General features: G+C 49.6%; 15 protein-coding genes. 11 read left to right on the top strand and 4 right to left on the bottom strand.

The window, feature by feature from the left end:
- The first annotated feature begins 270 nt into the window (after nt 1-270).
- The 6 genes from GJR95_RS12115 to GJR95_RS12140 all read left to right on the top strand — a co-directional run bounded on the left by GJR95_RS12115 (nt 271) and on the right by GJR95_RS12140 (nt 9,635).
- Nucleotides 271-2,082, top strand: coding sequence for an acyl-CoA dehydrogenase (locus tag GJR95_RS12115; RefSeq protein WP_162386113.1), 1,812 nt, complete (start codon nt 271-273; stop codon nt 2,080-2,082).
- Between the two features lie 252 nt (nt 2,083-2,334).
- Complete coding sequence (locus tag GJR95_RS12120) at nt 2,335-4,467, top strand: choice-of-anchor X domain-containing protein (protein ID WP_162386114.1); 2,133 nt, start codon at nt 2,335-2,337, stop codon at nt 4,465-4,467.
- A 59-nt stretch (nt 4,468-4,526) separates the two neighbouring features.
- Entirely contained in the window at nt 4,527-5,576 is a 1,050-nt protein-coding gene (locus tag GJR95_RS12125; protein WP_162386115.1) for a YheT family hydrolase, read from the top strand.
- Nucleotides 5,577-5,615: 39 nt separating this feature from the next.
- Nucleotides 5,616-7,520 carry a phosphoglycerate dehydrogenase gene (gene serA / locus GJR95_RS12130; protein ID WP_162386116.1) on the top strand — a complete coding sequence of 635 codons (1,905 nt, stop codon included), beginning with the start codon at nt 5,616-5,618 and terminating at the stop codon, nt 7,518-7,520.
- A gap of 92 nt (nt 7,521-7,612) precedes the next feature.
- Nucleotides 7,613-8,689 carry an aminotransferase class V-fold PLP-dependent enzyme gene (locus tag GJR95_RS12135; protein ID WP_162386117.1) on the top strand — a complete coding sequence of 359 codons (1,077 nt, stop codon included), beginning with the start codon at nt 7,613-7,615 and terminating at the stop codon, nt 8,687-8,689.
- 250 nt (nt 8,690-8,939) lie between these two features.
- Nucleotides 8,940-9,635 (top strand): hypothetical protein, encoded by a 696-nt coding sequence (locus GJR95_RS12140; protein ID WP_162386118.1) that lies wholly within the window; start codon nt 8,940-8,942, stop codon nt 9,633-9,635.
- Between the two features lie 85 nt (nt 9,636-9,720).
- Here the strand turns inward: GJR95_RS12140 and GJR95_RS12145 are convergent, their stop codons facing one another.
- Nucleotides 9,721-10,245 carry a DinB family protein gene (locus GJR95_RS12145; protein ID WP_232541161.1) on the bottom strand — a complete coding sequence of 175 codons (525 nt, stop codon included), beginning with the start codon at nt 10,243-10,245 and terminating at the stop codon, nt 9,721-9,723.
- Nucleotides 10,246-10,496: 251 nt separating this feature from the next.
- Nucleotides 10,497-12,377 carry a beta-N-acetylhexosaminidase gene (locus GJR95_RS12150; RefSeq protein ID WP_162386119.1) on the bottom strand — a complete coding sequence of 627 codons (1,881 nt, stop codon included), beginning with the start codon at nt 12,375-12,377 and terminating at the stop codon, nt 10,497-10,499.
- Between the two features lie 740 nt (nt 12,378-13,117).
- Between GJR95_RS12150 and GJR95_RS12155 the strand changes: the two genes are divergently transcribed.
- The 3 genes from GJR95_RS12155 to GJR95_RS12165 all read left to right on the top strand — a co-directional run bounded on the left by GJR95_RS12155 (nt 13,118) and on the right by GJR95_RS12165 (nt 20,543).
- Nucleotides 13,118-16,405: a SusC/RagA family TonB-linked outer membrane protein gene (locus GJR95_RS12155; RefSeq protein ID WP_162386120.1), complete on the top strand. Its 3,288-nt coding sequence runs from the start codon at nt 13,118-13,120 to the stop codon at nt 16,403-16,405.
- Nucleotides 16,406-16,486: 81 nt separating this feature from the next.
- Nucleotides 16,487-17,917: a SusD/RagB family nutrient-binding outer membrane lipoprotein gene (locus GJR95_RS12160; RefSeq protein ID WP_162386121.1), complete on the top strand. Its 1,431-nt coding sequence runs from the start codon at nt 16,487-16,489 to the stop codon at nt 17,915-17,917.
- 106 nt (nt 17,918-18,023) lie between these two features.
- Nucleotides 18,024-20,543, top strand: coding sequence for a PIG-L family deacetylase (locus tag GJR95_RS12165; RefSeq protein ID WP_162386122.1), 2,520 nt, complete (start codon nt 18,024-18,026; stop codon nt 20,541-20,543).
- 104 nt (nt 20,544-20,647) lie between these two features.
- On the opposite strand, the gene GJR95_RS12170 is transcribed toward GJR95_RS12165, so the two are convergent.
- Nucleotides 20,648-21,013 (bottom strand): DUF4406 domain-containing protein, encoded by a 366-nt coding sequence (locus GJR95_RS12170; protein ID WP_162386123.1) that lies wholly within the window; start codon nt 21,011-21,013, stop codon nt 20,648-20,650.
- Nucleotides 21,010-21,615 carry a GDP-mannose pyrophosphatase NudK gene (nudK, locus tag GJR95_RS12175; protein WP_162386124.1) on the bottom strand — a complete coding sequence of 202 codons (606 nt, stop codon included), beginning with the start codon at nt 21,613-21,615 and terminating at the stop codon, nt 21,010-21,012. The genes GJR95_RS12170 and nudK overlap by 4 nt, the downstream gene beginning before the upstream one ends.
- A 55-nt stretch (nt 21,616-21,670) precedes the next feature.
- Here nudK and GJR95_RS12180 point away from each other — a divergent pair, with 55 nt between their 5' ends.
- On the top strand, nt 21,671-22,423 hold the full coding sequence (locus GJR95_RS12180; RefSeq protein WP_162386125.1) for a DeoR/GlpR family DNA-binding transcription regulator: 753 nt from the start codon (nt 21,671-21,673) through the stop codon (nt 22,421-22,423).
- Between the two features lie 3 nt (nt 22,424-22,426).
- On the top strand, nt 22,427-26,299 hold the full coding sequence (locus GJR95_RS12185) for a hydantoinase B/oxoprolinase family protein (RefSeq protein WP_162386126.1): 3,873 nt from the start codon (nt 22,427-22,429) through the stop codon (nt 26,297-26,299).
- The last annotated feature ends 3 nt before the right edge of the window (nt 26,300-26,302 follow it).

Consider the following 26,302-nt stretch of genomic DNA (forward strand, 5'->3'; position numbering starts at 1 on the left):
AAGCGGTTTTGGCGAACCAACCGACTTTTAGTAACGGCAGACAACAGAAGTTGAAACAGGGGAAATCTCCGAAAGATGTTTATAAATTTAACGAGTGAATGGCTGGCAGGAACTGCTGCTTAATTTTTTTTAGCGTTTTGCTTACTGTTTCACTTGCTAGGGGTCAAAAATGACCTTACCAGCTTATAGAGAAGTGTTTAGTAAAAACTGTATTTTTACTGACTGGCCGTATGCAAGCATACCAAAATTTGTACCCAGACTATTCCTGACATGGCAACAACGTATTTCAGCAAACGCAATCTCCAGTTTCTGCTCCACGACGTATTTAAAGCTGAAGAACTTACTCAATACGATTATTTCAGCGCTCACGACCGCGAAACATTCAATCTGGTGCTCGATTCGGCGACCTACATTGCCGACACGCTGATGCACCCCTATCTGAAGGAAATCGACAGAAACCAGCCCGAGCTCAAAAATGGACGGGTAACCGTTCATCCCAAAATTAAAGAGTTCCTGAAAGCAATGGGCGATGCGGGTCTGATTGGGGCCGGTTTCTCGTTCGACCACGGCGGTCAGCAGCTTCCCGAAATGGTTAACTCACTGGTTGGTTTCATTCTGATGGCGGCCAATAACGGGATGATGTACGCTGGCCTTTCCTCGGGCGCGGCTCACCTGATTACCTCCTTTGGAAACCCCGAACTGAATGCGTTTTACGTACCGAACATGCTGGGCGGCACCTGGCAGGGAACGATGGCCCTGACTGAACCACAGGCAGGTTCATCGCTATCGGATGTAACAACTTCGGCCACTCCCCTACCCGACGGCACCTATAAGATTAAGGGCCAGAAAGTATTCATATCGGCTGGCGACCACGACGCTGCCGACAACATTGTTCACCTTATGCTGGCCCGTATTGACGGCGCACCCAAAGGCACGAAAGGGATTTCGTTATTTGTCGTACCAAAGTATAGGCCTGCCAGCGATTCGCCCAGTGGTTTTGTAGATAATGATGTCGTATCGACGGGTGTTTACCATAAAATGGGCCAGAAGGGCGTTCCGGCAATGCACCTGACGATGGGGTCGAACGATAACACGATAGGCTATCTTGTCGGTGAACCACATCACGGATTGCCCTATATGTTCCAGATGATGAACGAGGCCCGGATTGGGGTTGGCATGACAGCCGCAGCTATTGCGACGGCAGCCTATTACGAGGCTTTGCAATATGCCAAAGAACGCCCGCAAAGTCGTCGACTGAACGAGAAAAACCTATTAGACGCTCCCCAGACGCCAATTATAAATCATCCGGACGTTCGCCGGATGCTACTATTTCAGAAGGCCGTTACCGAGGGGGCACTCGCTTTACTGGTCCAGGTGGCTAAACTATATGACCTGAGTCACGTACTTGAGGGCGAAGAGAAAGAAAATGCCTTTCTGTTACTCGATCTACTGATGCCGGTAGCTAAAAGTTATCCGTCTGAAATGGGCGTTCAGTCAGTAAGCCAGAGTTTACAGACGTTTGGTGGTTACGGCTTCACGGAAGATTTCCCGGTCGAGCAGCTCTACCGCGATATCCGGATTACGCCGATTTACGAAGGAACAACCGGCATTCAGGCGCAGGATCTGCTGGGTCGTAAAATGACAACAAAAGGTGGCAAGGCTCCGCAATTGCTCTTTGCCGAAATGAGCAGGACCATTGCCGAAGCCAGCGCCTACGACGATCTCAAGCCCTACGCCGATCAGCTCAGCGCTGAACTTAAGCGTACGCAGGACGTAGTCATGAGCCTGATGCCTTACGCCATAAAGGGCGATACTGAACGGTATCTGTCCGATGCAACGCTTTTCCTTGAATTATTTGGTATCATTGTTGTGGCCTGGCAATGGCTAAAACAAGCGATCGTAGCCAGGCGGGCCTTATTAACTCAGAATCCACAGGGAGATGATCTGGCCTTTTTTGAAGGGAAGATTCACACCATGAAATTCTTCTTTCATTACGAGGTTCCGAAGACCCTCGGATTAGCGACAAGGCTTAAAGATCCTGAAGTTCTGACGATTGTGACCGAGAAAGAACTAGCTCTATAAATTGTATAGTTAAAAATGGCCACTCAGTGAGTGGCCATTTTTAGTTTCCGTCAATCCTTTTCGTTACCTGCTTATTAATTTGGCACGGAGTTCGCGGCTATTTTACTGATTCATAGACAAGTATACGTTTATTGTCGCGTAAACACCGTTTACGAAATAACTCAGCAGAAAGCTGGGCCAATAGCTCTTTTTATGTTCTTTCATTAATTCGGATCTTCACCCCAGGTTTCTATAAAATGGCAGGGGTTCATTATGAAAAAACCGCTACGAATTTTAATCGGGTTACTTCTTGCCATTCGGATGATCGGTTACGGCCAGGCTCCTCCTCCGGGTTGCTTCAATGACCTCGGTATGCTCGTACAGAAAAGTCATAAGCCATCCGTTACTGGTGCAATTCGATACGCGTTTACACCAGCGGTAGTAAAGCAGAACAGCACCCAAAATGTGCTGTTTGAAGTAGTAGTTACAGGCATAGCTTCAGCGGTAAACCTTTATATGGACGCAACGCAGGCTACTCAACCCCTCAACGACAAAGGTACTAATGGCGACAAACTAGCGAATGACGGTATTTACTCGGCCGTTGTTGCACCCCCTAAAGGCAGTTGGACCGATCCGTTTGTCGGCTATACGCGGGTACTGGAAAGCGGCAAACAGGTTGTTCAGGTCACTACATCAATCAACCTCCTGACAACAGCGATGCCGCTAATACAACCGAAAAAGATTGATAATACGACGCAATACACCGACTACATCTTCAATGTCGTTGTTCCTTCTACCATCCAGGCACCAACCGACAACCAGAAATTAAGCGCCAATCAGACATTTTATAAATACCACCCCGACGAGTTCGACTTTATAAACTATGTTCTGGTTCCGGGTTACGCAGGTAATCGCTTTCACAACAACATAACCAATACTGTTCAGGGCATTGGCCTGACTCTTTTCAATAATACCTCACAGTTTGGCAGTAAAGGTCGCTTGCTGGGCTATAATGTCTTTCCGGTACCCAGTCTGTTTGATGGAGCCAGCAATGGTTACATCCATGAAATGGGCCATCAGTGGATCAACTATCTATCGACTACATTCCTGAAAGAGGGCGTTCCACACTGGCCAGTATCCAATCTGGCATCCGGTGTCATGGGTCTCAGTGTCCCCGGATCGAGTGAAGGTAGCCTGTTTCCGTATACGTTTACCGAAGTACCTACTGGCTATCGGATCGACCGAAATCCTACGGCTGGTGGCCTGGACTTCAATCAGTGGGAGTTGTACCTGATGGGTTTGATACCCGCCACCGACGTGAAAACACCAGCCCTGATTTTCAAAGATCAGACCGTTAACACGACGATTACCAGTGGTACGATCTTCCCCAAATCGGCCTTCAACAGCTACCAGATCTCCGATTTACTGGCCATAACAGGTGTCCGTACACCTACCGCGGCCCAGAGCCAGAAACAGTTTAAATCGGCCACAATTCTGATGTCAGAACAGATCCTGACAGCTGAAGAAATTTCCTATTTCGACTACATGGCAAGGCGGGCAGAAGGCCAAACGGCGGTGAGTGTCCGGGAGGGACAGGCGACCTATATGGGCAAGCCTTTTGCCCTGGCAACCAGCAGCCGGGCTACTGTTCTGGCCCAGCTTAAGACGAATGTTAACTGCACCACACTGCCTCCAAAACCGACGATTACGGCCAGCGGTAGCCTGACCATCTGCCCAGGTTCGTCGCTTACGCTGACGGCCCCGGCTGGCAACAGCCTCTACTTCTGGTATCAGAATGGTATTCCTCTGGCGCAGTCAACGGCCAGTATCAGTACGACTATGGCGGGCCAATACACCGTATCGGTGCGAAATGCCAGCGGCTGCAACAGTGTCTTATCCACTGAAGTTACTGTCGCTACCGGTAGCACTCCCCCCAAGCCGACAATTACACTCGGCCCCAATGGTCTTACATCCAGCAGTGCAACCGGCAACCAATGGCTGTTGAAAGGGGTACCTATTCCGAATGCTACGACCCAAAGCATAAAACCTGGGGCTGGTAGCTATTCAGTACGTGTTACGATCGGTGGTTGTTCGAATGTGTCGGACCCGTTTGTGATTACGGCTACGGAAGATCTGACCCCGGCGATTCCGTTCGACCTCAGTCATGCTCCTAATCCGGTTACTCAGGCCGCACAGATTACGTTCAGTTTGCCCAAATCAGCAGCAGCAACTCTTCGCTTATTTAATCTAAGCGGCCAATCGATCAAAATGCTGGCAGAAGGCACTTTTCAGGCCGGTCAACATACCATTACGGCTTCGATGCAGGATATTCCTCCCGGATTTTACGTATACCGCCTTGAAACCGATTACGGTATGCTCGCCCGAAAAATGATAGTTTCAAAATAAAAGGCATTACGCGTCATCGTTTTCCTTACCTTTGCGGCTTCAATCACCCGCGTGTTGTAATGCCGCTGATTGCGCCGTCGAGTTACCAGCCACCTGCCCGTTTATGGAACGGACACCTGCAAACCATCATTCCCTCGCTCTTTCGCAAGGTTACGGTTTCTTACGACCGCGAACGGATCGAAACGCCGGATGATGATTTTCTGGATATGGACTGGGCCTTTTCAGTCAACAGCCAGCAGTCAGCCGCCAGCAGAGAGTCTACCCAGTCAGCTACTGGAGTCTCCTCACGGCAACCGGCAAACTGTCTGGTTATTCTGTCCCATGGCCTGGAAGGTAACTCAACGAGTCAGTATTTAGCCGGAATGGTGCGCCATCTGACTCAGCATGGCTTCGATTGTCTGGCCTGGCATTACCGCTCGTGCAGTGGCGAATTGAACCGCCAACAGCGTTTTTACCACATCGGAGAAACGGGAGATCTTCACTTCATCATTCAATACGCCCTCTCGAAAGGCTATCAGACAATTTGTTTGATGGGCTTCAGCGCAGGGGGAAATGTTACCTTAAAATATCTCGGTGAGCAAGGCGCAACGATACATCCGGCCATTCGGAAAGCTGTTGTGTTTTCGGTCCCTGTCGATCTGATGGGTTCGGCCCGCAGGCTCGAACAATGGGATAGCCTGGTTTATAATTATCGATTTAACCGAACGCTTAAACGAAAAGTGCTACAAAAAGCTGCGGTCATGCCGGGCGTTTTTTCAACGGACGTTATCAGCAAAGTCCGAACGATTCGGGAGTTCGATAACCTGTTTACGGCTCCACAGAATGGTTTTCGGGACGTAACCGATTATTATACCCGTAGCAGTTCGCTCCAGTTTATACCTACCATTGCGATTCCAACGCTGATTGTCAATGCAAAAAATGACCCCTTTTTATCACCCGAATGTTTTCCGGAAGAGCTGGCGCGGGAACTCCCCGCCGTATGGATGGAGTTTCCTGAACAGGGCGGTCATTGTGGATTTCCGTCGCTCGCGAATGGCATCAACGGCACCTACTGGTCGGAAGAACGGGCGGTAAAATTTTTAACAGAAACACATACGATACAACCATAAGCAGATCAACGAGTCGCTGCGATAGCGACTTTCTCACCCATGCTCACTAAACCAATCGAACAGACGTATTATATTATTGATTTCGACAGCACCTTTACGAAAGTAGAAGCCCTGGACGTGCTGGGCGAGATTTCACTCATTGGTCGTCCCGACCGCGACGATGTGCTTGACCAGATCAAAGCCATTACCGACCGGGGTATGTCGGGTGAAATTTCATTCACCGAATCGCTCGAACTCCGGCTGAACCTGCTGAAAGCACACCGCGATCATCTTCCTGCCCTGATTGAAACGCTGATGGGCAAAATTTCCGATTCGTTTCAGCGCAACAAACAGTTTCTGAGCGAAAACGCCGAGACTATTTATGTTGTGTCAAATGGGTTCAGGGAGTTTATCGTTCCCATTGTTACGTCATTGGGCGTACTGCCAGACAACGTGTTTGCCAATACATTCGTGTTCGATGAAACGGGCAGTATCATTGGCTTTGATCGCACTAATCCGCTATCGGCCAATGGGGGAAAATCGCAGGTAATCCGGAATCTAAACCTCGACGGTGAAGTTTACGTCATTGGCGATGGATATACTGATTATGAAATCCGGGCAGCTGGTCTGGCCAATCGGTTCTACGCCTTCACGGAAAATGTATTGCGGCCGAGCGTGGTCGCGAAAGCCGATCATATTGCGCCTTCTCTCGATGAATTTCTCTACCATAATCACTTGAGTCGTAGCCAGTCATACCCAAAGAGTCGGATTAAGGTTCTGTTGCTTGAAAACGTGCATCCCGTGGCGGTGAAGTTGTTCGAACAGGAAGGCTTTAATGTAGAAATTCGAAAAGGTGCTCTGGATGAAGATGAGCTGATCGAAGCTATCCGCGATGTATCGATTCTGGGTATTCGCTCCAAAACGATGGTGACGCAGCGAGTGCTGGAAAATGCGAATAAACTCATGACGATTGGTGCGTTCTGTATCGGCACCAACCAGATTGACCTGACCGCCTGCACCGACCGGGGTATCGCCGTTTTCAATGCTCCATACAGCAACACCCGCTCCGTCGTTGAACTGGCTATCGGTGAGATCATTATGCTCATCCGAAACATCGTACCCAAGAGCAATTCGATGCATAAGGGGGTATGGGACAAATCGGCCAAGAACAGCTTTGAAGTACGGGGTAAAAAACTAGGACTTGTTGGTTACGGCAACATCGGCACGCAGCTTTCTGTAGTGGCCGAAGCGCTGGGCATGGAAGTGTACTTCTACGATGTTGTCGACAAACTTGCCCTTGGTAATGCCCGCAAGTGCAAATCAATGGATGAATTGCTGGCTATTGCCGATATTATTACGCTCCATACCGACGGCCGGAAAGAGAATAAAAATATCATTAGCTATCGCGAATTCGGGTTAATGAAAAACGGTGTAATCTTCCTGAATCTATCGCGTGGGCATATCGTCGATATTCCGGCGCTGGTCGATGCCATCGAACGGGGAAAAGTTGCCGGTGCTGGTGTCGATGTGTTCCCGCATGAGCCGAAAACCAATAACGAAGAATTCATCAATGCGCTGCGCAACCAGCCAAATGTCATTCTGACTCCGCACATTGGCGGCAGTACTGAAGAAGCGCAGGAGAATATTGGCAACTTTGTTCCGGGTAAATTGCTCGAATACATCAATAATGGCAGCACCTACGGCAGCGTTAACTTCCCAGAGCTTCAACTGCCTTTGCTGAAGGGTTCGCACCGGCTCCTGCACATTCATGCCAACGTACCCGGCATTCTGGCCAAAATGAACAACATTTTTGCCAAATACCACATCAATATTCATGGTCAATACCTCAAAACGAATGAGCTGATTGGCTATGTAATTACCGATGTTGCCAAAGAATACGCTGACGAAGTGGTAGAAGAATTGAAGCAGATCGACCAGACCATTAAATTCCGGCTGCTCTATTAAAGAGCGAATGAGTGAATGAGTGAATGAGCGAGCTAACGTCGGTTGCCCATTTATTCACTCGTTCACTCGTTTGCTCATTCACTCTTTTGAGAATGAAACAAACGTACTTTACCCCCGGTCCGGCCGAGTTATACCCAACGCTTTATCAGCATTTGCAAACCGCAATGGATGAGCAGATTGGATCAATTTCGCACCGAAGCCAAAAATTTCGGGACATCTATAAGTTCACCGACCAACAGTTGCGCACGCTGTTGACCATTCCCGACACGCACGGTATTTTCTTTACCGGATCGGCCTCCGAAGTTTGGGAGCGCGTTTTGTTTAACTGCGTTGAACACGAGAGCTTCCACCTCGTGAATGGTTCGTTTTCCCGGAAATTTTACGATTACGCTAATTCGCTGCATAAGTTCGCCCACCTGCACGAAAAGCCCTTTGGCGAAGGATTTGATTATGCCGATGTTGAGGTGCCTGAATACGCCGAATTGATTTGTCTGACGCATAACGAAACATCGTCGGGTGTACAGATGCGCACCGCTGATATTCATAAACTGAAGCGCAAGTATTCGAAGAAATTGGTGGTTGTCGATATGGTTTCGTCAGCACCGTATCCTGATTTAGACTTCAGTCTGATCGACTCGGCCTTTTTCTCGGTACAAAAAGCGTTCGGTATGCCTGCTGGTCTGGGTGTCTGGATCGCGAATCAGGCCTGTCTGGAAAAAGCGGAACGGCTACAGAAATACGAGAACCTCACGGTTGGTGCGCATAATACGCTGCCAACACTCTGGAGCCATTATAAAACATTTGAAACGCCCGCAACACCGAATGTACTGTTCATTTATCTGTTGGGGAAAATAGCCGAAGATTTCAATAAAATCGGCATCGATACCATCCGTAAACAAACTGAAGAAAAGGCCCGAATGCTCTATAAATTCCTGGATGCTTCGGAGGCCTATTCACCGTTTGTTAAACAGGACCGACATCGATCGCAGACGGTTGTTGTAGCCACCACCCAAAAGCCATCTGCGGATGTTATTTCTGGTGTAAAACAGGCTGGTATGGTTGTCGGAACGGGATATGGGAAATTTAAAGAGTCCCAGATTCGGATTGCCAATTTCCCGGCGGTGTCGATTGAGCAGGTCGATACGCTCATTAATCAGTTGCAGAAATAAGTTTCTGTTTTTGTCTCTTTCCCAGAAAAAGCTCCCTTGTTTACGCATGGGAGCTTTTTTTATTGTATATACCCAAGAAAGACTTTTGCTTCGAGCCGTGCCACGGTTTGTTTGCGCATGATTAGTAACCGTGGCACGGCTCGAAGCAAAAGTCCTACCAGGAAAGTGCCTTAAATCAAACAAACCTTATTTCCTGTTTACAGTTTACTAAGTCAACGTTCTACTAACAACGTGTATTAACTCAACGACGATGAAAAATTTACTAACAACCGCAGCATTGCTAACGTGTCTGTCGTTAGCTGTCTATGCTCAGAATAATTCCGATTCGACAGGCCGGTCGAAGCCGATAATTGATGAAAAGACCCGGCAGGATGCCCGGCAAAAAGCGAATCAGGTAGAAGATAAGCTAGACGAAGAAATTGAAAAATCCCGCAATTACATGCAAAACAACCAGCTCAGCTGGTTCCAGCCGGGAAACGTTTTTGTAGGCGGTGGGGTCGGCTTTGGTGCTACCAGCGGTAAGGTCTACACCGATATCAATGCCCGTTTAGGGTACTTCTTTCAGCCAGGCTTTGTGGGTGGTTTGCGCTATGACTATGACCGGCTCGTAGGCAATAAATACCATGCTCGTCAGGCAGGTCTGTTTGTCCGATACTATCCCTTCCGAACCCGGATAAGCAGTTTCATTGGAGCCAGTCTGAATGGCGGACGCGAGTTTTCAGAAAATATCCCGGCTGGAACGAAAGCTACCTACACCAGCGTCGGCCTTGAGTTAGGCGTTATGTTCTGGATTCTGCACCGTTTAGGGGCCGAGGTTAGTTATGAAGGAAACTATTATAACAAGTTCGACCCTACCGTTGGGCGTGGTAAGGGCGGCCGGCTAAAATTTGGTGTCAATTATTATTTTGGTCAGGTCGGTAATCGTGGGCTCCGGCTGGCCAGATAAAAGGGCATTGAGCAATGAACTAACTGGGTAACTAAAAACCCGGCTCCACGTAGTTGCCCCCTGTATGCTTACCGGCATCCAGGCTTTACAGCTTCGGCAGTAAGCGTAGATGGTGTTGCGTATGGGTGCTGGTGAAGTACAGCATCTCCCGAACAGTCAGATAACCAAGTAAGGGGTGCGGTATTAGCAACAAATCGAGATCATCGTCGGACCAGCCATTGGTAGCTTCGGTCAATGCCTGATAAATGCCAGAAAATCGATCAATGATTACAGGTTTCTCAACCTGCATATCTTCGGGCCGGGGAGACATGGATGGGGGGGCCTGCCGTCGTAGCGTGAGTGCTTTCTGATAGATAGCTGCAATTGTTTCGTACGATCTGGACGGCATTTCGGCCTGCCCCCATTGGCTGAATACTTCCCGTGGCCCGGCCATTAATCGAGCTACTGGCCGGGCTGATAAATACAAATGCTGCATTACCTCTGCCACCGACCATTTGCCATCGACCTGCCGCTTAAACTGATCTTCTGAAAGCTTATCCGTGACCGCAACGAATTCCTGACAATCGGCCAGGAGTTGGCTTTTTATGTCGATTTGTGTGCTTTCCATCATCGTATTTTTTACAAGATTACAAAATTATTTGGCTTCGTGCTACCATTTCCAGTCCGTAGAGAAGAACCAGAATATCGCACAAATTATTGATTATCAGCTACAATTCTACTAGCCTAAATAAAATACACGTGTTTTTCAGGAATACCCAACACGGTTTTCGGATGCACACATACAGTATTGGGCGTATTGCGCTTCAACAATAAGCGGTGAGCCAACGTGCTTATCTGTACGTTGGCTCACGATGCATCGGTTTATCGTCCAGCTCGCTTCTGCAAGGCATCCCGCGAAAGGATAATCAAATGTCCAATTGGTTTTCCTGCCCGATAGGTGATCACCCGAAGCGTAATAGGGCCATCGGGTAGCTCGACGGGCTGGCTATATTTCGTTGAAAACGCATCCGGCATGGTATCGTCGATGCTGTAAAAAATATCGAGTCCAGGCACTTCACTATCCAGTTCCAGCACCAGTTTGCCGTTCTTCAGGCTTGTTTTAGTAATGGGGTCATAAACGGCACGCGAATAATTGATCTGCGCTACATCGGCCCGATCAAAATGCGTTTCCATACGGGGCACAAATGTCTCCCAGTTTTTTGTCTCTTTGGGCGACCAGTATACATCGGCCAGCGCCCAGCTACGCGGGTAGCTCATATACTCGGCATAGCGAAGGTTGGGAACCTGCTCAGTCCATAGGTTTGCCTGACCACCCAGAATGTGTTTGGCATCCACACCATCCGGAACCGGCTCGAAACTATAGCTTTTCTTTGTCCGCAGGCTGGCGTAGATCGGTGGATCGATATCACTCTGCTGGTAGTCGATATACGCAAACGTGGTAGGTGTCATCACAACATCGTGGCCCATGTGCGCGGCTTCGATGCCCCCTTTAACACCCCGCCAGCTCATGACCGTTGCTTCCGGCGAAATACCACCCTCCAGGATTTCGTCCCAACCAAGCAATTTTTTACCCTTTGCCTTTAGAATTTTCTCGACACGGTTCATAAAATAGCCCTGTAAATCCTCAACATGCCGAATGTTCAACTGCTTCATTAAAGCCTGACAGCCTGGGTCCTGCGCCCAGTATCCTTTGTAGCACTCATCGCCACCAACGTGAATGTATGGATTCGGGAAAAGCGCGGCAACTTCGGTAAAAACCTTATCGAGAAATTCATAGACTTTCTCATCCGATGGGTTTAGAGTGTTCTCGACCAGCATCTTGAATGTGCCGTTGCCGTACCACTCCGAAAAGGGCGTTCCGGGGTTTACGCTGACAGCTGCTTTGGTACAACTCAATTCCGGATAAGCGGCCAGAGCTGCCATGCTGTGGCCCGGAACATCAATTTCGGGGACTATCGTAACGTTACGGTCCTGTGCAAATTTGATAATTTCTTTAATATCCTCCTGTGTGTAAAATCCGCCATAAGAAGCCGTTTCACCAGATTTGGGATCGAGTCGATTCCCAAAATGGCCCGCCCGTTGTACCCGCCAGGCACCCACTTCCGTGAGTTTGGGCAACGATTTTATCTCGATTCGCCAGCCATTATCATCGGTCAGGTGCCAGTGAAACGTGTTGTATTTCAGCCTGGCCAATTGATCGATGTATTTTTTGACGTCTTCCTTTGAAAAGAAGTGACGGCTCACATCCAGCATAATTCCCCGCCAGGCAAATCGTGGATAATCGGTGATACGAACAGCTGGTATAGCCCAGGTTGCGGTGGCTGCGATCTTGCTTTCAATCTCTTTGGGCAATAACTGGAAAAGTGACTGCATACCATAAAACAGCCCGGCTGGCTCATTGGCCGTTATGATAACTCCTTTCGGTGATGCATCCAGTATATATCCTTCTTTACCGAGCTTCGAATCTGGGGTGTCATTCAAATCGAACCGAATGGCCCCTTTTTTGCCGGATTGTGCTCTTATCCCAAACCCTGTCGGCATGTTCAGTTTTTGTGCCGTCATGTCAGCAACGGCCTGAGCCTGAGGTTTATTATAACTTATAGTGGCTGATTTTGTAATGGCAAAAGTGCCCCGTTGTACCTGTATATCAACAGGTTGTGGAATAAGATAAATGGGTTGCTGGGCATTCGCGAACGTAATTGATAAGAAAAAAAACAGAAGACCAGCTGTACGTATTTTCATGCTATTGATGGTTAATGAATACAATCCAAAGCAAGTTACTGCACTATTTTAATATAGGGCTCTTGCCTGTTCGTGTAGTGAGTGAGGGCAGGTTCTTAAACCTGCCCTCTGCGAGGTTTCTTAAAACCGAGTGAATAGTCTGGATGAGGTTTGGAGAATCGCACGGCGAACCGTCGCATCGGCGAACCGTCGCATCGGCGAACCGTGCCTGCTGTGTCGGTTTTAAGAAACTGACACCACATTACCATTTCGACTCCTTTTCAAACGAATTCACGGATCTATACTATTCTCCTGAATTCTGTAAGGGCGATCGGTCAAATTAAATCAGAGGGTTTTCCTGCAAAAAATACCTATAAACTCATTCTTCTATTGATCTGAAGCGGGGCCGGTAAAATTCGGAGACTTTATCTCTGAATGGTAGTATTATCAGGAAAATCAACTTAGCATTCTATTTTAAAAGTCAATAAACACTCGCATTTGGAAGAAATCTTATCAGGAAAATTACCTACTTCCTACTTAGCGTAGCATACCCAATACAACAAAAGGAATACTTACTAGGTATAATAGTCATTACAAAAGCATTATTAAAATAAAATTAAAATATAATTTATTTTCTATATTCTTGCATACGTAGAATAATATTTTTAATTCACATTAAAATAAGGAACAATATTTTGACATAAGCGAATAAAATCTACTTTTGCACAGTAAACATTGCGTTTTCTTAACCAAAGAACTTCATGAAAAAACTACTACTGCTGAGCTTGCTCATGGCATGCTCTAGTTGTGCTTATGTATGGGCACAGGGCCGAAAAATAAGCGGCACTGTTGTTGTCGATGAAGGGAGCATTCCGTTTGCGGGCGCCACCATTGTCGTCAAAGGAACAACAATCGGTACAGTCACGGATGCTAAAGGTGAATACAGCATAAATGTTCCAGCTTCGGGCAATGCGTTAATCTTCTCGGCAGTGGGTATGGAAACTGTCGAGGAACCCATCGGCACACGAACGGCTATTGATGTTAAACTCAAAAGCGACACCAAGCAATTAGGCGAGGTAATCGTAACGGCGCTCGGAATTAAAGAAGAACGCGACAAATTTGCCTCATCCGTATCGACCGTCGATGGCAAGAACATTTCTAAATCCGGCGAAACCAGCTTACTGACAGGACTTAGCGGCAAAGCATCCGGCGTTGTGATCACGCGGAATGGCGGTGATCCGGGAGCGGGGGCTTACATTCAGATTCGCGGTCAAAACACGATCAACGGTAATGCCCAGCCACTGTTTATTGTCGATGGCATTCCGGTCAGTAACTCCAGCGATAACAACGGTACTGCCGCCGGAAACGGCATTGTTCAGCAATCCCGGATCAACGATATTAATCCCGAAGATATTGAGAGTATGGAAGTTCTGAAGGGAGCTTCTGCTGCGGCTTTGTGGGGAACACGGGCCGCCAATGGGGTTATCGTGATTACAACTAAAAAAGGAAAGGATACGAAGGGCAAGGTGAATATCACCTTCAAGTCAACCGTTTCTTTCGATGAGGTCAACAAAAATCATAAGCTACAAACAACTTACGGTCAGGGTTCAGATGGCATTTTTCAGCAAGGAAGCCGAAACACATTCGGCGACCTGATTGCCGATCGGAAAGGCGGTGACGATGCGTTTATAACGGATCCAAATGCGGCTGGCTACCAGGGCTTTGTAACGTTTCCGGATGGCACAAAGCGGTACGCCATTGCCGCAGGAACAGCCGCCAATCCGCACGGTGGCAAAAACTCCAGACAAACCTACGATCACACGAAAGACGTTTTTCAGACGGGTCATTTCACCGACAACAGCATCAATTTTAGCGGGGGCAACGCCCGGTCTAATTTCCTGCTGAGCTACTCCAATCTGAATCAGGATGGTGTTGTACAGAAGTTCAGCTCCTACCAGCGAAACACGGCCCGCATCAATGTAGCCAGTCAGTTTACCGAATGGCTACGGGCATCGGCCAATGTTGGCTATACGAAAAGCTATTCAACGCGGGTTCAGCAGGGCGATAACCTCGATGGTATCATCCTGGGTGGTTTCCGGACTCCCGGCGATTTTGACAACAGTTATTTCACCGGCATTTACACCAACAAGGCCGGGCAGACATTCAATAATGCACACGTTTCATACCGCAACCCGTTGGGTGTCGATCAAAACACCATTTATGCCAACCCCGTCTGGAACATCAACAACAACCGGAATACGACCGATGTCGATCGTATTACCGGGACGGCTGAACTTGGCATTACGCCAACATCCTGGCTGAGCATTACCGGGCGCACAGGTATCGATAACTTTATTGATAAACGGCTGGAGCGATTTGCCCGGAACTCAGGCTCATACGGTACGGGCCTGTTATCGAAAAACTGGATTACAGAAAAGCAGTTCAACACCGATGTATTTGCCAATGCGACCAAAACATTCAATGAAAATTTTGGTGGTTCGTTGCTGGTTGGCGTCAACTACAACAGTCGTCTGAAAGAATACGTAAGCGATCAGATCACTAACTTTATTGTTCCAAACGCACCCGATATTTTGACCAATGCGCTCAACTCGAATAGCGCCATCAGCAATTATACGTCCTTGATCCGGACGTATGCCTACTACGCTCAGGCCGAAGTTCAGGCGTATAACATGCTCTTTCTGACCCTGACCGGCCGCAACGAAAGTGCCTCGACGTTTGGCTCCAAAACCAACAGCACGTTCTTCTTCCCATCGGCAGCGCTGGCCTGGCAATTCACGAAGTTAAAAGCGCTGGAAACCAGCTCGCTGCTTAGTTTTGGTAAACTGCGCGTAACCTGGGGTCAGGTGGGTATTCAGCCCCAGCCCTACCAGAATTTCACAACGTTCTCGCCCGCAGCCTATACCGATGCGTTTGCGGGTGGCCTGAAATCGGCGAGTGCGCTGTATGGTGGCGGCTATGTTCGGAGTACCACCGCTGGTAATGATTTTCTGCGTCCAGAGCGCAAAACAGAAACAGAAATTGGGGTTGATCTCCGATTCCTCAACAATCGCATCAACTTCTCGGCCACGGCTTACGACAACTCTACCGACGACGTGATTCTGTCGCTGAACGTACCGAATGAAACGGGGTATACGGTTCGGAATGTCAATGCCGCCAAGCTATCGAACAAAGGGCTTGAGTTTGAAGCAGGTGCCGACCTGATCACGCTGGGCGATTTCAAATGGAATCTGTCAGCAAACTTTTCGCTGAACCGCAACAGAGTCATTTCGCTGGCGGGTGCTGCCGCCCAGACACTGCCCGACAGTTACCAACAAAACGCATCATTGATTGAAGGACAACCTTTCGGTGTGTTTTATTCGACCGATTTCCTGAAAGATGAATCAGGCAAGTACAAGCTGGATGCGAACGGTTTTCCGCAGGGAGGCACAGGCAACGAGATCATAGGCGATCCGAACCCAAAATGGCGGGGTGGATTAGGAAGCACATTTTCCTACAAAGGCTTATCGTTGTCGGTACTCTTCGACCGTGTTGCAGGGAATGACTTCTATAACGGTACGCGGGGAGCGCTCTACAGTTTCGGCGTTCACGCTGATCAGGGTGGCACGGCTGTTGCACCAGCAGGTGGCATTAAAGACGTGAACGGCAAAGTCATTGCAGCCGGTACGTCATTTCAGGGCCAGATAAAAGACTTTGGCGCAGGGCCGGTCGCGCTGAACCAGGCCTGGTATCAGGGACGGGGAACATCGTTCAACTCGGCCTCCTACAAGCAGTTTATTGAAGATGGCAGCTCAACCCGCCTGCGCGAAATAACGATGACCTACAGTCTGCGAAGTGAAGGGTTCCGCCGGTTCACGCACCTATCGAACGTTGATTTTAGTCTGACCGGCCGTAACCTTCTCCTGTGGACGAATTACACAGGTACCGATCCGGAAGTAAACATCACGGGTGCAGGTCTTTCGCGTGGACAGGACTGGTTTACGAATCCCAATACGCGCTCTTTGCTGTTCTCGCTCAAAATCACGTACTAAACCCGTTTTCGATGGATCATTTACGGTTAGCTGAGGCCAGCCGAAACCGACAAATCGAAAAGCGAAAACTCATCTCAAGCCATGAATAAAGCGCTCATCCATAAATTGTTTGCTTCGTTACTGACGGTATCGCTGTTGAGCGGTTGCAGTCAGGTCTTCGACGAGCCCACTATCCAGAGTAACCCGAATGCGGTTACCGACGTCGATATTGCCACCCTGTTGTCAGGCACCCTGGTTGGGGTTACTATTCTCCATGAAGATACCGATGTGCGAATTGCTGCCATCTGGGCAGGCCAGCTCAATGGGTTAAGCCGACAGCACCAGGGGTACGCCGATTATATCGTATCGGCCCAAAACTTTTCCTGGAATCCGCTTTACCCAGCCGCCAGTCAGACACGACTCATTCAGACCAAAGCGGATGCTGTAGGTGACAAATGGACGAAAGGAGTTGGGCAGGTACTGGAAGCTTTACTGATCGCCAAAGCCACAGCCCTGTATGGTGATGTGCCCTATAGCCAGGCGTTCGACGATGTTAAATACCCAACACCGGTGTTCGACAAACAGGCGGATGTTTACACTGCGCTTCAAACAACGCTCGACAATGCCATCCAGAATCTGTCGGCAACGAGTGGCCTGGCCTTTGCCAATCAGGATTTTATCTACAAAGGCGATGTAACAAAATGGAAGGCAGCTGCCTATACACTTAAAGCCCGGCTTTTTCTGCACGTAGGCAATTACGCCAAAGCCGTTGAAAGTGCTGCGTCAGGAATCAGCAGTACGGCGGGCGATGCGCTGGCTCCTCATGGTACAAGCCAGGGCATCGACTACAATCAGAACTACGATTTCTTCCGGGTTAACCGGCCGGGCGATACGGGTTTCGATGGTGCTTATCTGCCCATACTGATGCAGTCGCGGATTAAATCAGCGAACACCAAAACAGACGAAACGGCGCTCTACAATCACTATTTTAAAGTCGGTGTCATTGGTACAGGTACATTAGACCCGAACGTTGTCGATGGTGCTTTTACGTCAAACGCGCCCCATCCTATTCTTACTTATTACGAAAACCAGCTCATTCTGGCAGAAGCGCAGGCTCGTCTGGGCGATACTGCCAAAGCACTGGCGGCCCTCAATTTGGTCAGAAGTGGTTTGGCAGGCGGGGCCATCAATGGTAAGACACTCTCTGCCACGGGTCGTAAGTATGATGCCTATGTGCTGGATGACTTCGGCCCTGCCGGGTTAGCCAATCCAACAAAAGCCACGACAGTACAGACCGCTTTGCTCTATGAGATTGTAGTTCAACGCTATATCTTCTTTCTAATGCAATACGAAGCCTTCAATGATGTACGCCGAATGGCCAAAGCGACACCGGTCGTTCAGCTGACGATTCCGCTGTATGTAGGCTCGCAAAAACCCGCTCGATTCATATATCCTCAGGGAGAAATCAATACGAACCCAAATGTTCCGAAACCCATTGCTGATCAATTCCAAAAAATCCCTATTTTTCAGTAAACTCCTTAGTTGTTAGGTAATGTGTTAAAAGGCTACCATGTTTTTAGGTAGCCTTTTCTTATGTTTATCGTAAATTTGCTGTTAGCCAATAATCTGCTTCCTTCCCGTGTCTGTACGCAAACGTCTGCTTTCTTTCTTCCTTGGTTGTTCCCTCACGTCAACCCTATTCGCTCAGGTTCCTTATGGCTCCATCAAACCCACACCGCCGGGCGAAATTCTCTCAAACCTGAAAAAGTTGAACGTTCTCGGTTCGGTGTTGTACATAGCCGCTCACCCTGACGATGAGAATACATTGATGCTGGCTTACCTGGCCAAAGAACGGCTTGTTCGCACAGGCTATCTATCACTGACGCGGGGCGACGGTGGCCAGAATCTGATTGGTCCTGAACAGGGTGAGAATATTGGTGTAATCCGAACGCAGGAATTGCTCGCAGCCCGACGTGTCGACGGACCCGATCAGTTTTTCAGCCGGGCCTACGATTTTGGCTTTTCTAAATCGACCGATGAGGCCGTCCGTACCTGGGGGCAGGAAAAAGTACTGGCCGATGTGGTCTGGATGATCCGAAAATACCAGCCTGATGCGATTATTACGCGTTTCCCACCCGATTCGCGCGCGGGTCATGGCCACCATAGCGCATCCGGATTTCTGGCAGAAGAAGCTTTCAAAATTTCGAACGATCCCAAAAAATTCCCGGAGCAACTGGCTTATGTGAAGCCCTGGCAGGCAAAACGTATTCTCTGGAACGTATTTATTCCGGGGGCGTTTTTGAGCAACAAAAAGCCTGACGAAGCGGGTAATCTAATCGGTATTGAAACGGGCCTGTATAATGCATTACTGGGCAAATCATACGGTGAGATTGCCGCAGAAAGCCGTAGTCAGCATAAAAGTCAGGGCTTCGGTGTACCGGCCAGCCGGGGTGCGCGTGTCGACTATCTTTTGCTAAAAGGCGGTGATCCTGCCGAGAAAGATCCGCTCGACGGTATCGACATAAGCTGGAAACGTATTTCGGGTAGTGATGCGGTGCAGGCACAGGTTAACCAGCTTATTGCTACGTTCAAACCCGACCGGCCTGATGCATCGGTGCCCGCACTGACTCAGCTATATGGCGCACTGAACAAGCTCGACACAACCAGCATTTATGTGAAAGCCAAGCGTCAGGAAGTCGAGCAGTTGATCCGGCAATGTTTGGGTTTGTGGTTTGAAACGAATCCAACCGATTATGCAGCCACACCCGGCGAAACCATTAAACTCAACACCAACATAGTCAGTCGGGCCGATTCGCCGGTTAAATTAGTAGGCATTCGGTATTCGGCAGGCAAAGACACGACACTGGATCTGGCGTTAAAGCCAAATGATGTTGTCCTCTTGCCAACACTGGTCACAATCCCGAAAACGCAGAAAATTTCACAACCGTACTGGCTCGAAAAACCTATCGTAAAAGGGCTTTTCCAGGTCGATAACCAGCAACTGATCGGCCTACCCGAAAACCCGGCTGCACTGACCGCCAGCTATACCTTCGAAATTGGTGGTCAGCGGTTTACCTTTAGCCGTCCGGTGGTCTACAAATCAACGGACCCGGTCGATGGTGAGATTTACAGGCCGTTTATCATTCAACCTGATGTAACGGCCAACCTGACTGAGCGTGTGTATGCTTTTTCAGACGCAGCTCCTAAAACAGCTGAACTTGTGCTGAAAGCTGGCCGGGCCAATATAGCCGGAACGATAAAACTGGACGCCCCGTCGGGCTGGCAGGTTGAACCGGCTTCCCTCCCATTTTCGCTGGCGGGCAAGGGCAGTGAGCAACGGGTAACGTTCAAAATAACGCCAACCGCTAAGGCTCAAAACGGCAAATTACAGGCCATGATGACCACCAGTGACGGCACCTTCACAACCGGTTTGCGCCTAATTGCCTACAAGCACATTCCCACACAAACGCTGTTTCCACCCGCTGAAGCCAAACTCGTAAAACTGGACGTTAAAGTAACCGCGAAGAACATCGGCTACATTGTCGGCGCTGGCGATGAGGTACCTGCCGCGCTACAACAGATGGGTTGTCGCGTTACGATTCTCGGCCCCGCCGAACTAAGCCGTAGCCTGGCGGCCTATGACGCCATCGTTGTTGGTGTTCGTGCCTATAATATCAGCGATTATTTAGCCAACTATCAGGCCAACCTGATGGATTATGTAAAAAATGGCGGTACAATGATCGTGCAATATGTTACACCGGGCGGTTCAGGATTTATTCAGAATGGCCTCAAAGTCAGCCAGATGGGCCCTTATCCGTTCAAGGTTGTCAACGAACGCGTGACCGAAGAAGATGCGCCCATGACGTTCATCAATCCGCAACACCCATTGCTCAATTACCCGAATAAAATTACAGAAGCCGACTTTTCGGGCTGGATTCAGGAGCGGGGTATCTATTTCGCTCAGGACTGGGACAAAGCTTATGAGCCCATTTTTTCATCCCACGACCAGAACGAAGCGGCCAAGCAGGGCAGTCTGATTTACGCCAAATACGGCAAAGGGAACTTCATGTACACCGGTCTGGTGTTCTTCCGGGAGTTACCGGCTGGCGTTCCGGGTGCTTATCGACTATTTGCCAATATGATTTCAGTAGGCAAATAAGCACACCCAGTCATTACCTGAGCGCGGTGTCGGTTTCGAGAAATTGACAGAGCAAGTAAGCAAACCCTGAACAGTATCGGATGTAGCAATCTGATACTGTTTTTTTATGCACATCCAGGCACATCTTCCAGTCTATAATAAACTGCCAGCCCAAGTTCAGTAGCCAGGCGAACATCCTCATCAGCTCCTTTGGATTCACCCGGCAGGCGTAAAACGGCATCACAACGGGTGATAAGCCGATTTGCAACCGGATAAAGAATCTCTTGCCAAGCCTCATCGCCAGGTCGTTTGCCACCGGCCAGGCGAAGTAATGGTAATGCCACCCACTCACCAATCATTGGTATATGTCCTGCCCGAAACAGAGTCAGTGTTACGGATTCGAGACGACGAAGGTTTTCATTCATCCGAATAGGATCGTCATTCGTGCCGGATCGATAGGGACCAGCCACTAAAATCAGTAGGCTTTTCATGAGTTCGATGCGTTAGTCAGTTGTTGGAGCCGCAGATATTGCAGCAGCATAATCGTTTTTCCGTCCATGATTTCTCCACTTTCCATCATGGCCAGGGCTTGTTGAAAAGGCAATTCCATAATCTCAATTTCTTCCTCATCGATACCGCCACCAGCATTTCGTTCGGTATCGGCAGTATAGTGAGCGACGTAGAAAAATAACTTCTCAGTTACCGAACCCGGACTCATATATGCTTCCATCACCTTTTGTACCGACTGAATCCGGTAACCCGTTTCCTCTTCCGTTTCGCGTCGGATGGCGGTTTCGGGATCATCGTTATCGAGCAGACCCGCACAGGTTTCGATCAGCATTCCCGAATGCGGGCCATCGTTTCGGTTACCATTAACGAAGGTTGGCAACCGAAACTGGCGGGTCAGAATCACCCGGTCAGTTTCCGGATTGTAGAGTAAAATCGTGGCTCCGTTTCCCCGATCATAGGCTTCACGTTGTTGAGTTGTCCATTGCCCGTTCCTGCCGAGGTAATTAAAGGTGAACCGTTTCAGGATGTACCAGTTGTCGGACAATAATTTCTCTTCCGTTATTTGCACGCGTTCAGCAAGCATATTGTTTAAAATTGTTTGAATTTGTTTATTTTTGAACAAAACAACTCAATCGAGCATGAATTTCCAAAACCGGAAGCAGCTAATTGTACGAACGGTCGAAGAACGCGGTTCGGCCGACGTGGGCGAATTGGCGGAATTGTTACAGACATCCGAGATGACAGTCCGACGCGATCTGGTCCAACTGGCCGCTTCGGGCCTGATCTACCGTACGCGTGGTGGGGCCATGAAAGTGAGCCTGGCAACTGATAAGCACACCTTTGCGAACAAAACGGCCGTTCATGCCGAGCGCAAAGATTACATCTGCCAGCTAGCCGCTCAGGATATTCAGGAGGGCGATGTCATTTTCATGGATTGCGGCAGTACGGTATTCAGGCTTTGCCAGTTCATCCGAAACAAACGAATTACGGTTGTCACAAACTCGCTTCCCATCGTCGCTGAACTGATGACGTCAGACGTATCGGTCAATTTGGTGGGTGGCGAAGTTGATAAAGAACGGCAGGCCGTGCATGGGTTGATGGCCGAAGAGCACATGGCTCGCTACCGGGCCAATCGGGCGTTTATTGGCGTCGATGGCCTATCCCTGGAACATGGACTGAGCGCTAACAGCGAGAAAGAAGCCAGTACGGCCATTGCGATGGCCCGCCAAACCGAAAAAGTTTACCTCCTCTGCGATTCATCGAAATTAGAAACCAACAAATACCTCTATTTTGCGCCTTTAAGCCTGTTTGACGTATTGATCACCGACAAGGAAGCGAATCCTGACGTTATCGCGGCTTATCGACAGGCAGGCATTACGCTGATTAATTAACTCATGTGGCAAATCTGGATTGATACGGGCGGCACCTTTACTGATGGCCTCGCCCAGGACCCCAATGGAACAATACATCGCACTAAAGTCCTGAGCAGTAGCCGCCTACGCGGGCAGCTAATCGATGGTAAACTCGTTGCACCCTGGCTGACTGCCCCTATTTTTGATGGGTATCAACTCCGCACCGTCGATACCGGAGACTGCTATGAAGTTGTTTCGCTACGAACCGATGGTACACTCGTTCTGGGCCATCCACTTCTGCCCATTCCTCAACCAACTACAGTCGAACTCCTGACCGGCGAAGAAGCCCCGGTTCTGGCTACTCGCCTATTAACGCAAACGCCCTTAAGTCAGCCGTTTCCTACTCTGGAAATGCGTCTGGGAACGACGAAAGGCACAAATGCACTGCTCGAACGAAAAGGAGGACGTGTGGCTCTGCTGGTCACAACAGGTTTTAACGATCTGCTCACGATCGGAACCCAGCAACGCCCGGATCTCTTTCAACTGGCCATACCGACCGCCGAAGTGCTCTATGATTCGGTACTCGAAGTAGACGAACGAATCGCTGCCGACGGTCAGGTTCTGACTCCTCTATCTGATCAGACTATTGTCGATCTGGTCGATCTGCTCCGGAAAACGAAACCCGACTCCGTAGCCATATCGCTGCTGAATGCCTACCGGAACCCTGTTCATGAACGTCAACTCTGCGATGCTCTGAGCACTGCCGGTTTTGCCTATGTAACTCGTTCGACCGACGTTTCCGTGGCTCCTCAGTATGTGTCCCGTACGCAAACAGCCGTTGTCGACGCCTATCTCACGCCAGTCATGCGCTCTTATCTGGACAATGTGCAACAACAGCTGGGTGGCTCATCGGTACGGATTATGACGAGTTCGGGCGGGTTAGTTCGTGCCGATCTGTTCCAGCCGAAAGACAGTTTGTTAAGTGGCCCGGCGGGCGGGGTAATTGGTGCCTATGCAACCAGCAACGACCAGCCCGTACTTACTCTCGATATGGGTGGCACCAGTACCGACGTAGCCCGCGTGCAACGGGGTCTGGATTATCGATTTTCTACCAAAATTGGCCCATTCGATTTGCAGCTGCCTTCACTGGCCATTGAAACCGTAGCCGCTGGTGGTGGCTCGGTGTGCTGGTTCGAGGGGCACGGTGCCACCTCTGGGCAGCTTCGGGTTGGCCCCCAAAGTGCAGGTGCCAATCCGGGTCCGGCCTGCTATGGTGCCACAGCACCAGGGCAGACGCTTCTGCTCACCATTACCGATGTCAACCTATTGCTGGGCAAACTTCATCCAAAGCAATTTGGCATTCCGGTCTTCCCCGAAAAAGCGCAGGCTGCCTTGCAGGAAATTTGTGATCAAATAGCCGCTAAAACCGGCAATCGGCCCGATCCACTGGAATTATTACGAGGCTTCGAGCACATCGCTAATGAAACGATGGCCGGAGCAATTCGTAAAATATCCGTTGCGCGCGGGTTCGACCCTGCTGCCTATAGCCTGCTGGTTTTTGGCGGTGCAGGCGGCTTACATGGTTGTGCCATTGCCCAATTGCTGAACATGGAGCAGTTGATCCTCCCGTTCGACGGTGGCTTGCTGAGTGCTTATGGCATTGGGAAAGCGCAAATCGAGCGGATAGCCTCCCGATCGATTTTGCAGCCACTGTCAATCATTTCGGACAAATTACCTGCTTTATTTAACGGGCTAGGTCACCAGGCTATCGATGCATTACGGTCAGATGTCGGTTCCGATACGCCAATCAGGCTTTCATCGGCGCTGATTTATGTACGTTTACAGGGGCAGGAATCATCCATCGAGATCCCTTATCCGTTCTTATCAACGGCTGAAAAAAATCAGTCAGGGTCTGAGATTCGTTCCGAATTGGAAGCCGCTTTCCAAAGAAAATACCAACAACTCTACGGGCACTTCCCTTCAGATTCCAGCGGTCAACCGCGGCCTGTCGAAGTGGAAAGCATCCGGGTCATTGCCAGCACGATTCGCGACGAAAATCCCGTGAGCGGCCCGCCTGTAAGCCATCGTCACGCCGTGCCGTCGTTTACAACCGATTCGTTTCCGGCTTATGACTGGACCCAGTTGCAGGAAGGCGACACGTTTCGAGGTCCGGCTTTGCTCCTCAACACAACCTCATCGGCCTTTATCGAATCGGGTTGGCGCGTTGTGGTCCAGTCCGAAAAAAATGTCGTCGTCGATTACATCGCTGATGTTGATGCCGACCTTCCTTCTCTAAACAATACGAGTGAAGTTCACAATGAAGTTGTCCAGCTGGAGCTTTTCACGCAGCGATTCCGTGCAATTGCCGAAGAAATGGGTGCCCAGTTACAGCGAACAGCGTTTTCGGTTAATGTGAAGGAACGGCTCGATTTCTCCTGTGCCCTGCTCGATGCCAATGCGGAACTGGTTGCCAATGCACCTCATATTCCGGTGCATCTGGGTAGTCTGGGTATTTGCGCACGGCTGGTACTTGCCAATATTGAGCTCGAACCGGGCGATGTTGTGATTACGAATCATCCCAAATATGGTGGCTCACACCTGCCCGATGTAACGCTGCTTAGTGGCGTATTCAGGGATGAGGGCCATACTGATAAACCGGAATTGATCGGCTACATCATCAATCGCGCCCATCATGCTGAAATCGGCGGAAAAGTACCGGGTTCGATGCCGCCCGATGCCACTACACTAGTGGAAGAAGGTGTCGTGCTGGAGCCCCAATATGTCGTAAAAAAAGGCATCTTTCAGTGGGATAGCCGTAGTGAAGAGGTTACCGACGGGCTAGAGTCCCGCTTTACGGATGCACCCTATCCAACGCGGGCACTGGCCGAAAACCGGGCCGATATCGAAGCCGCACTCGCTTCATTAAAAGCGGGAGAAAGCGCGCTTCAGAACCTGGTCAGGCAGCACGGTTTATCGACCGTACATCGCTACATGACCCGGTTGAAACAATCGGCAACAGACGCGATCTCGACTATTCTGGAGCCGTTGCAGGGACAAACTTTCCAGGCGGAGGAATCCCTCGACGATGGACATGTTATTCGGGTTAGCATTTTGGTAAACAACGGCCGGGTTACCTTCGATTTTACAGGAACATCCGGTGTGCATCCCCACAATCTCAATGCCAACATATCGATTCTGTACAGCGCCGTTTTGTATGTGCTTCGTCTCTGGTGCAAGTCGGATACGACCCCCGAAAGCATTCCGTTGAACGAAGGCTTAATGACACCCGTTGATTTTATTCTGCCAGAATCGTCGTTTCTGAATCCAGTCTTTCCCGATAATCCGGTTGACTGTCCGGCGGTGGTAGGCGGCAATACGGAGGTCAGCCAGCGATTGGTCGATACCCTGCTTAAAGCGTTAGGATTGGCTGCGTGTAGCCAGGGAACAATGAACAACTTTCTGTTTGGGAATAAAAACTTTGGGTATTATGAAACCATCGGTGGTGGTTCGGGGGCTACTATGGGTGCCAATGGTCGCTCGGCGGTTCATCAGCACATGACGAATACCAAACTGACCGACCCCGAAGAACTGGAACGACGCTATCCCGTCCGTTTGCATGAGTTCAGCATTCGCAAAGGGTCGGGAGGAGCCGGTCAGTGGAATGGTGGTGATGGCATCATCCGCGAAATCGAGTTTCTGGAACCTGTACAGGCAACGCTCTTGAGTCAGCACCGGGTAGTAGCTCCATATGGCCTTCATGGTGGTGAATCAGGAACAACCGGTCGCCAAACGTTAATTCATACGGATGGACAGGAGGAAACTTTACCGGGCATTTTCACACGGGCCATGCAGGCTGGTGAACGCATACGGGTGGAAACGCCAGGCGGTGGTGGGGTTGGTGCGACTACAAAGTGAGTA

It is taken from the genome of Spirosoma endbachense (genome assembly GCF_010233585.1).
GTDB classification, from domain to species: Bacteria; Bacteroidota; Bacteroidia; order Cytophagales; family Spirosomataceae; genus Spirosoma; species Spirosoma endbachense.

Bases quoted from the DNA above. Each gene is read 5' to 3' on its own strand.
- GJR95_RS12115 (WP_162386113.1), top strand. From the start codon at position 271: ATGGCAACAACGTATTTCAGCAAACGCAATCTCCAGTTTCTGCTCCAC.
- GJR95_RS12120 (WP_162386114.1), top strand. From the start codon at position 2,335: ATGAAAAAACCGCTACGAATTTTAATCGGGTTACTTCTTGCCATTCGG.
- GJR95_RS12125 (WP_162386115.1), top strand. From the start codon at position 4,527: ATGCCGCTGATTGCGCCGTCGAGTTACCAGCCACCTGCCCGTTTATGG.
- serA (WP_162386116.1), top strand. From the start codon at position 5,616: ATGCTCACTAAACCAATCGAACAGACGTATTATATTATTGATTTCGAC.
- GJR95_RS12135 (WP_162386117.1), top strand. From the start codon at position 7,613: ATGAAACAAACGTACTTTACCCCCGGTCCGGCCGAGTTATACCCAACG.
- GJR95_RS12140 (WP_162386118.1), top strand. From the start codon at position 8,940: ATGAAAAATTTACTAACAACCGCAGCATTGCTAACGTGTCTGTCGTTA.
- GJR95_RS12145 (WP_232541161.1), bottom strand. From the start codon at position 10,245: ATGATGGAAAGCACACAAATCGACATAAAAAGCCAACTCCTGGCCGAT.
- GJR95_RS12150 (WP_162386119.1), bottom strand. From the start codon at position 12,377: ATGAAAATACGTACAGCTGGTCTTCTGTTTTTTTTCTTATCAATTACG.
- GJR95_RS12155 (WP_162386120.1), top strand. From the start codon at position 13,118: ATGAAAAAACTACTACTGCTGAGCTTGCTCATGGCATGCTCTAGTTGT.
- GJR95_RS12160 (WP_162386121.1), top strand. From the start codon at position 16,487: ATGAATAAAGCGCTCATCCATAAATTGTTTGCTTCGTTACTGACGGTA.
- GJR95_RS12170 (WP_162386123.1), bottom strand. From the start codon at position 21,013: ATGAAAAGCCTACTGATTTTAGTGGCTGGTCCCTATCGATCCGGCACG.
- nudK (WP_162386124.1), bottom strand. From the start codon at position 21,615: ATGCTTGCTGAACGCGTGCAAATAACGGAAGAGAAATTATTGTCCGAC.
- GJR95_RS12180 (WP_162386125.1), top strand. From the start codon at position 21,671: ATGAATTTCCAAAACCGGAAGCAGCTAATTGTACGAACGGTCGAAGAA.
- GJR95_RS12185 (WP_162386126.1), top strand. From the start codon at position 22,427: ATGTGGCAAATCTGGATTGATACGGGCGGCACCTTTACTGATGGCCTC.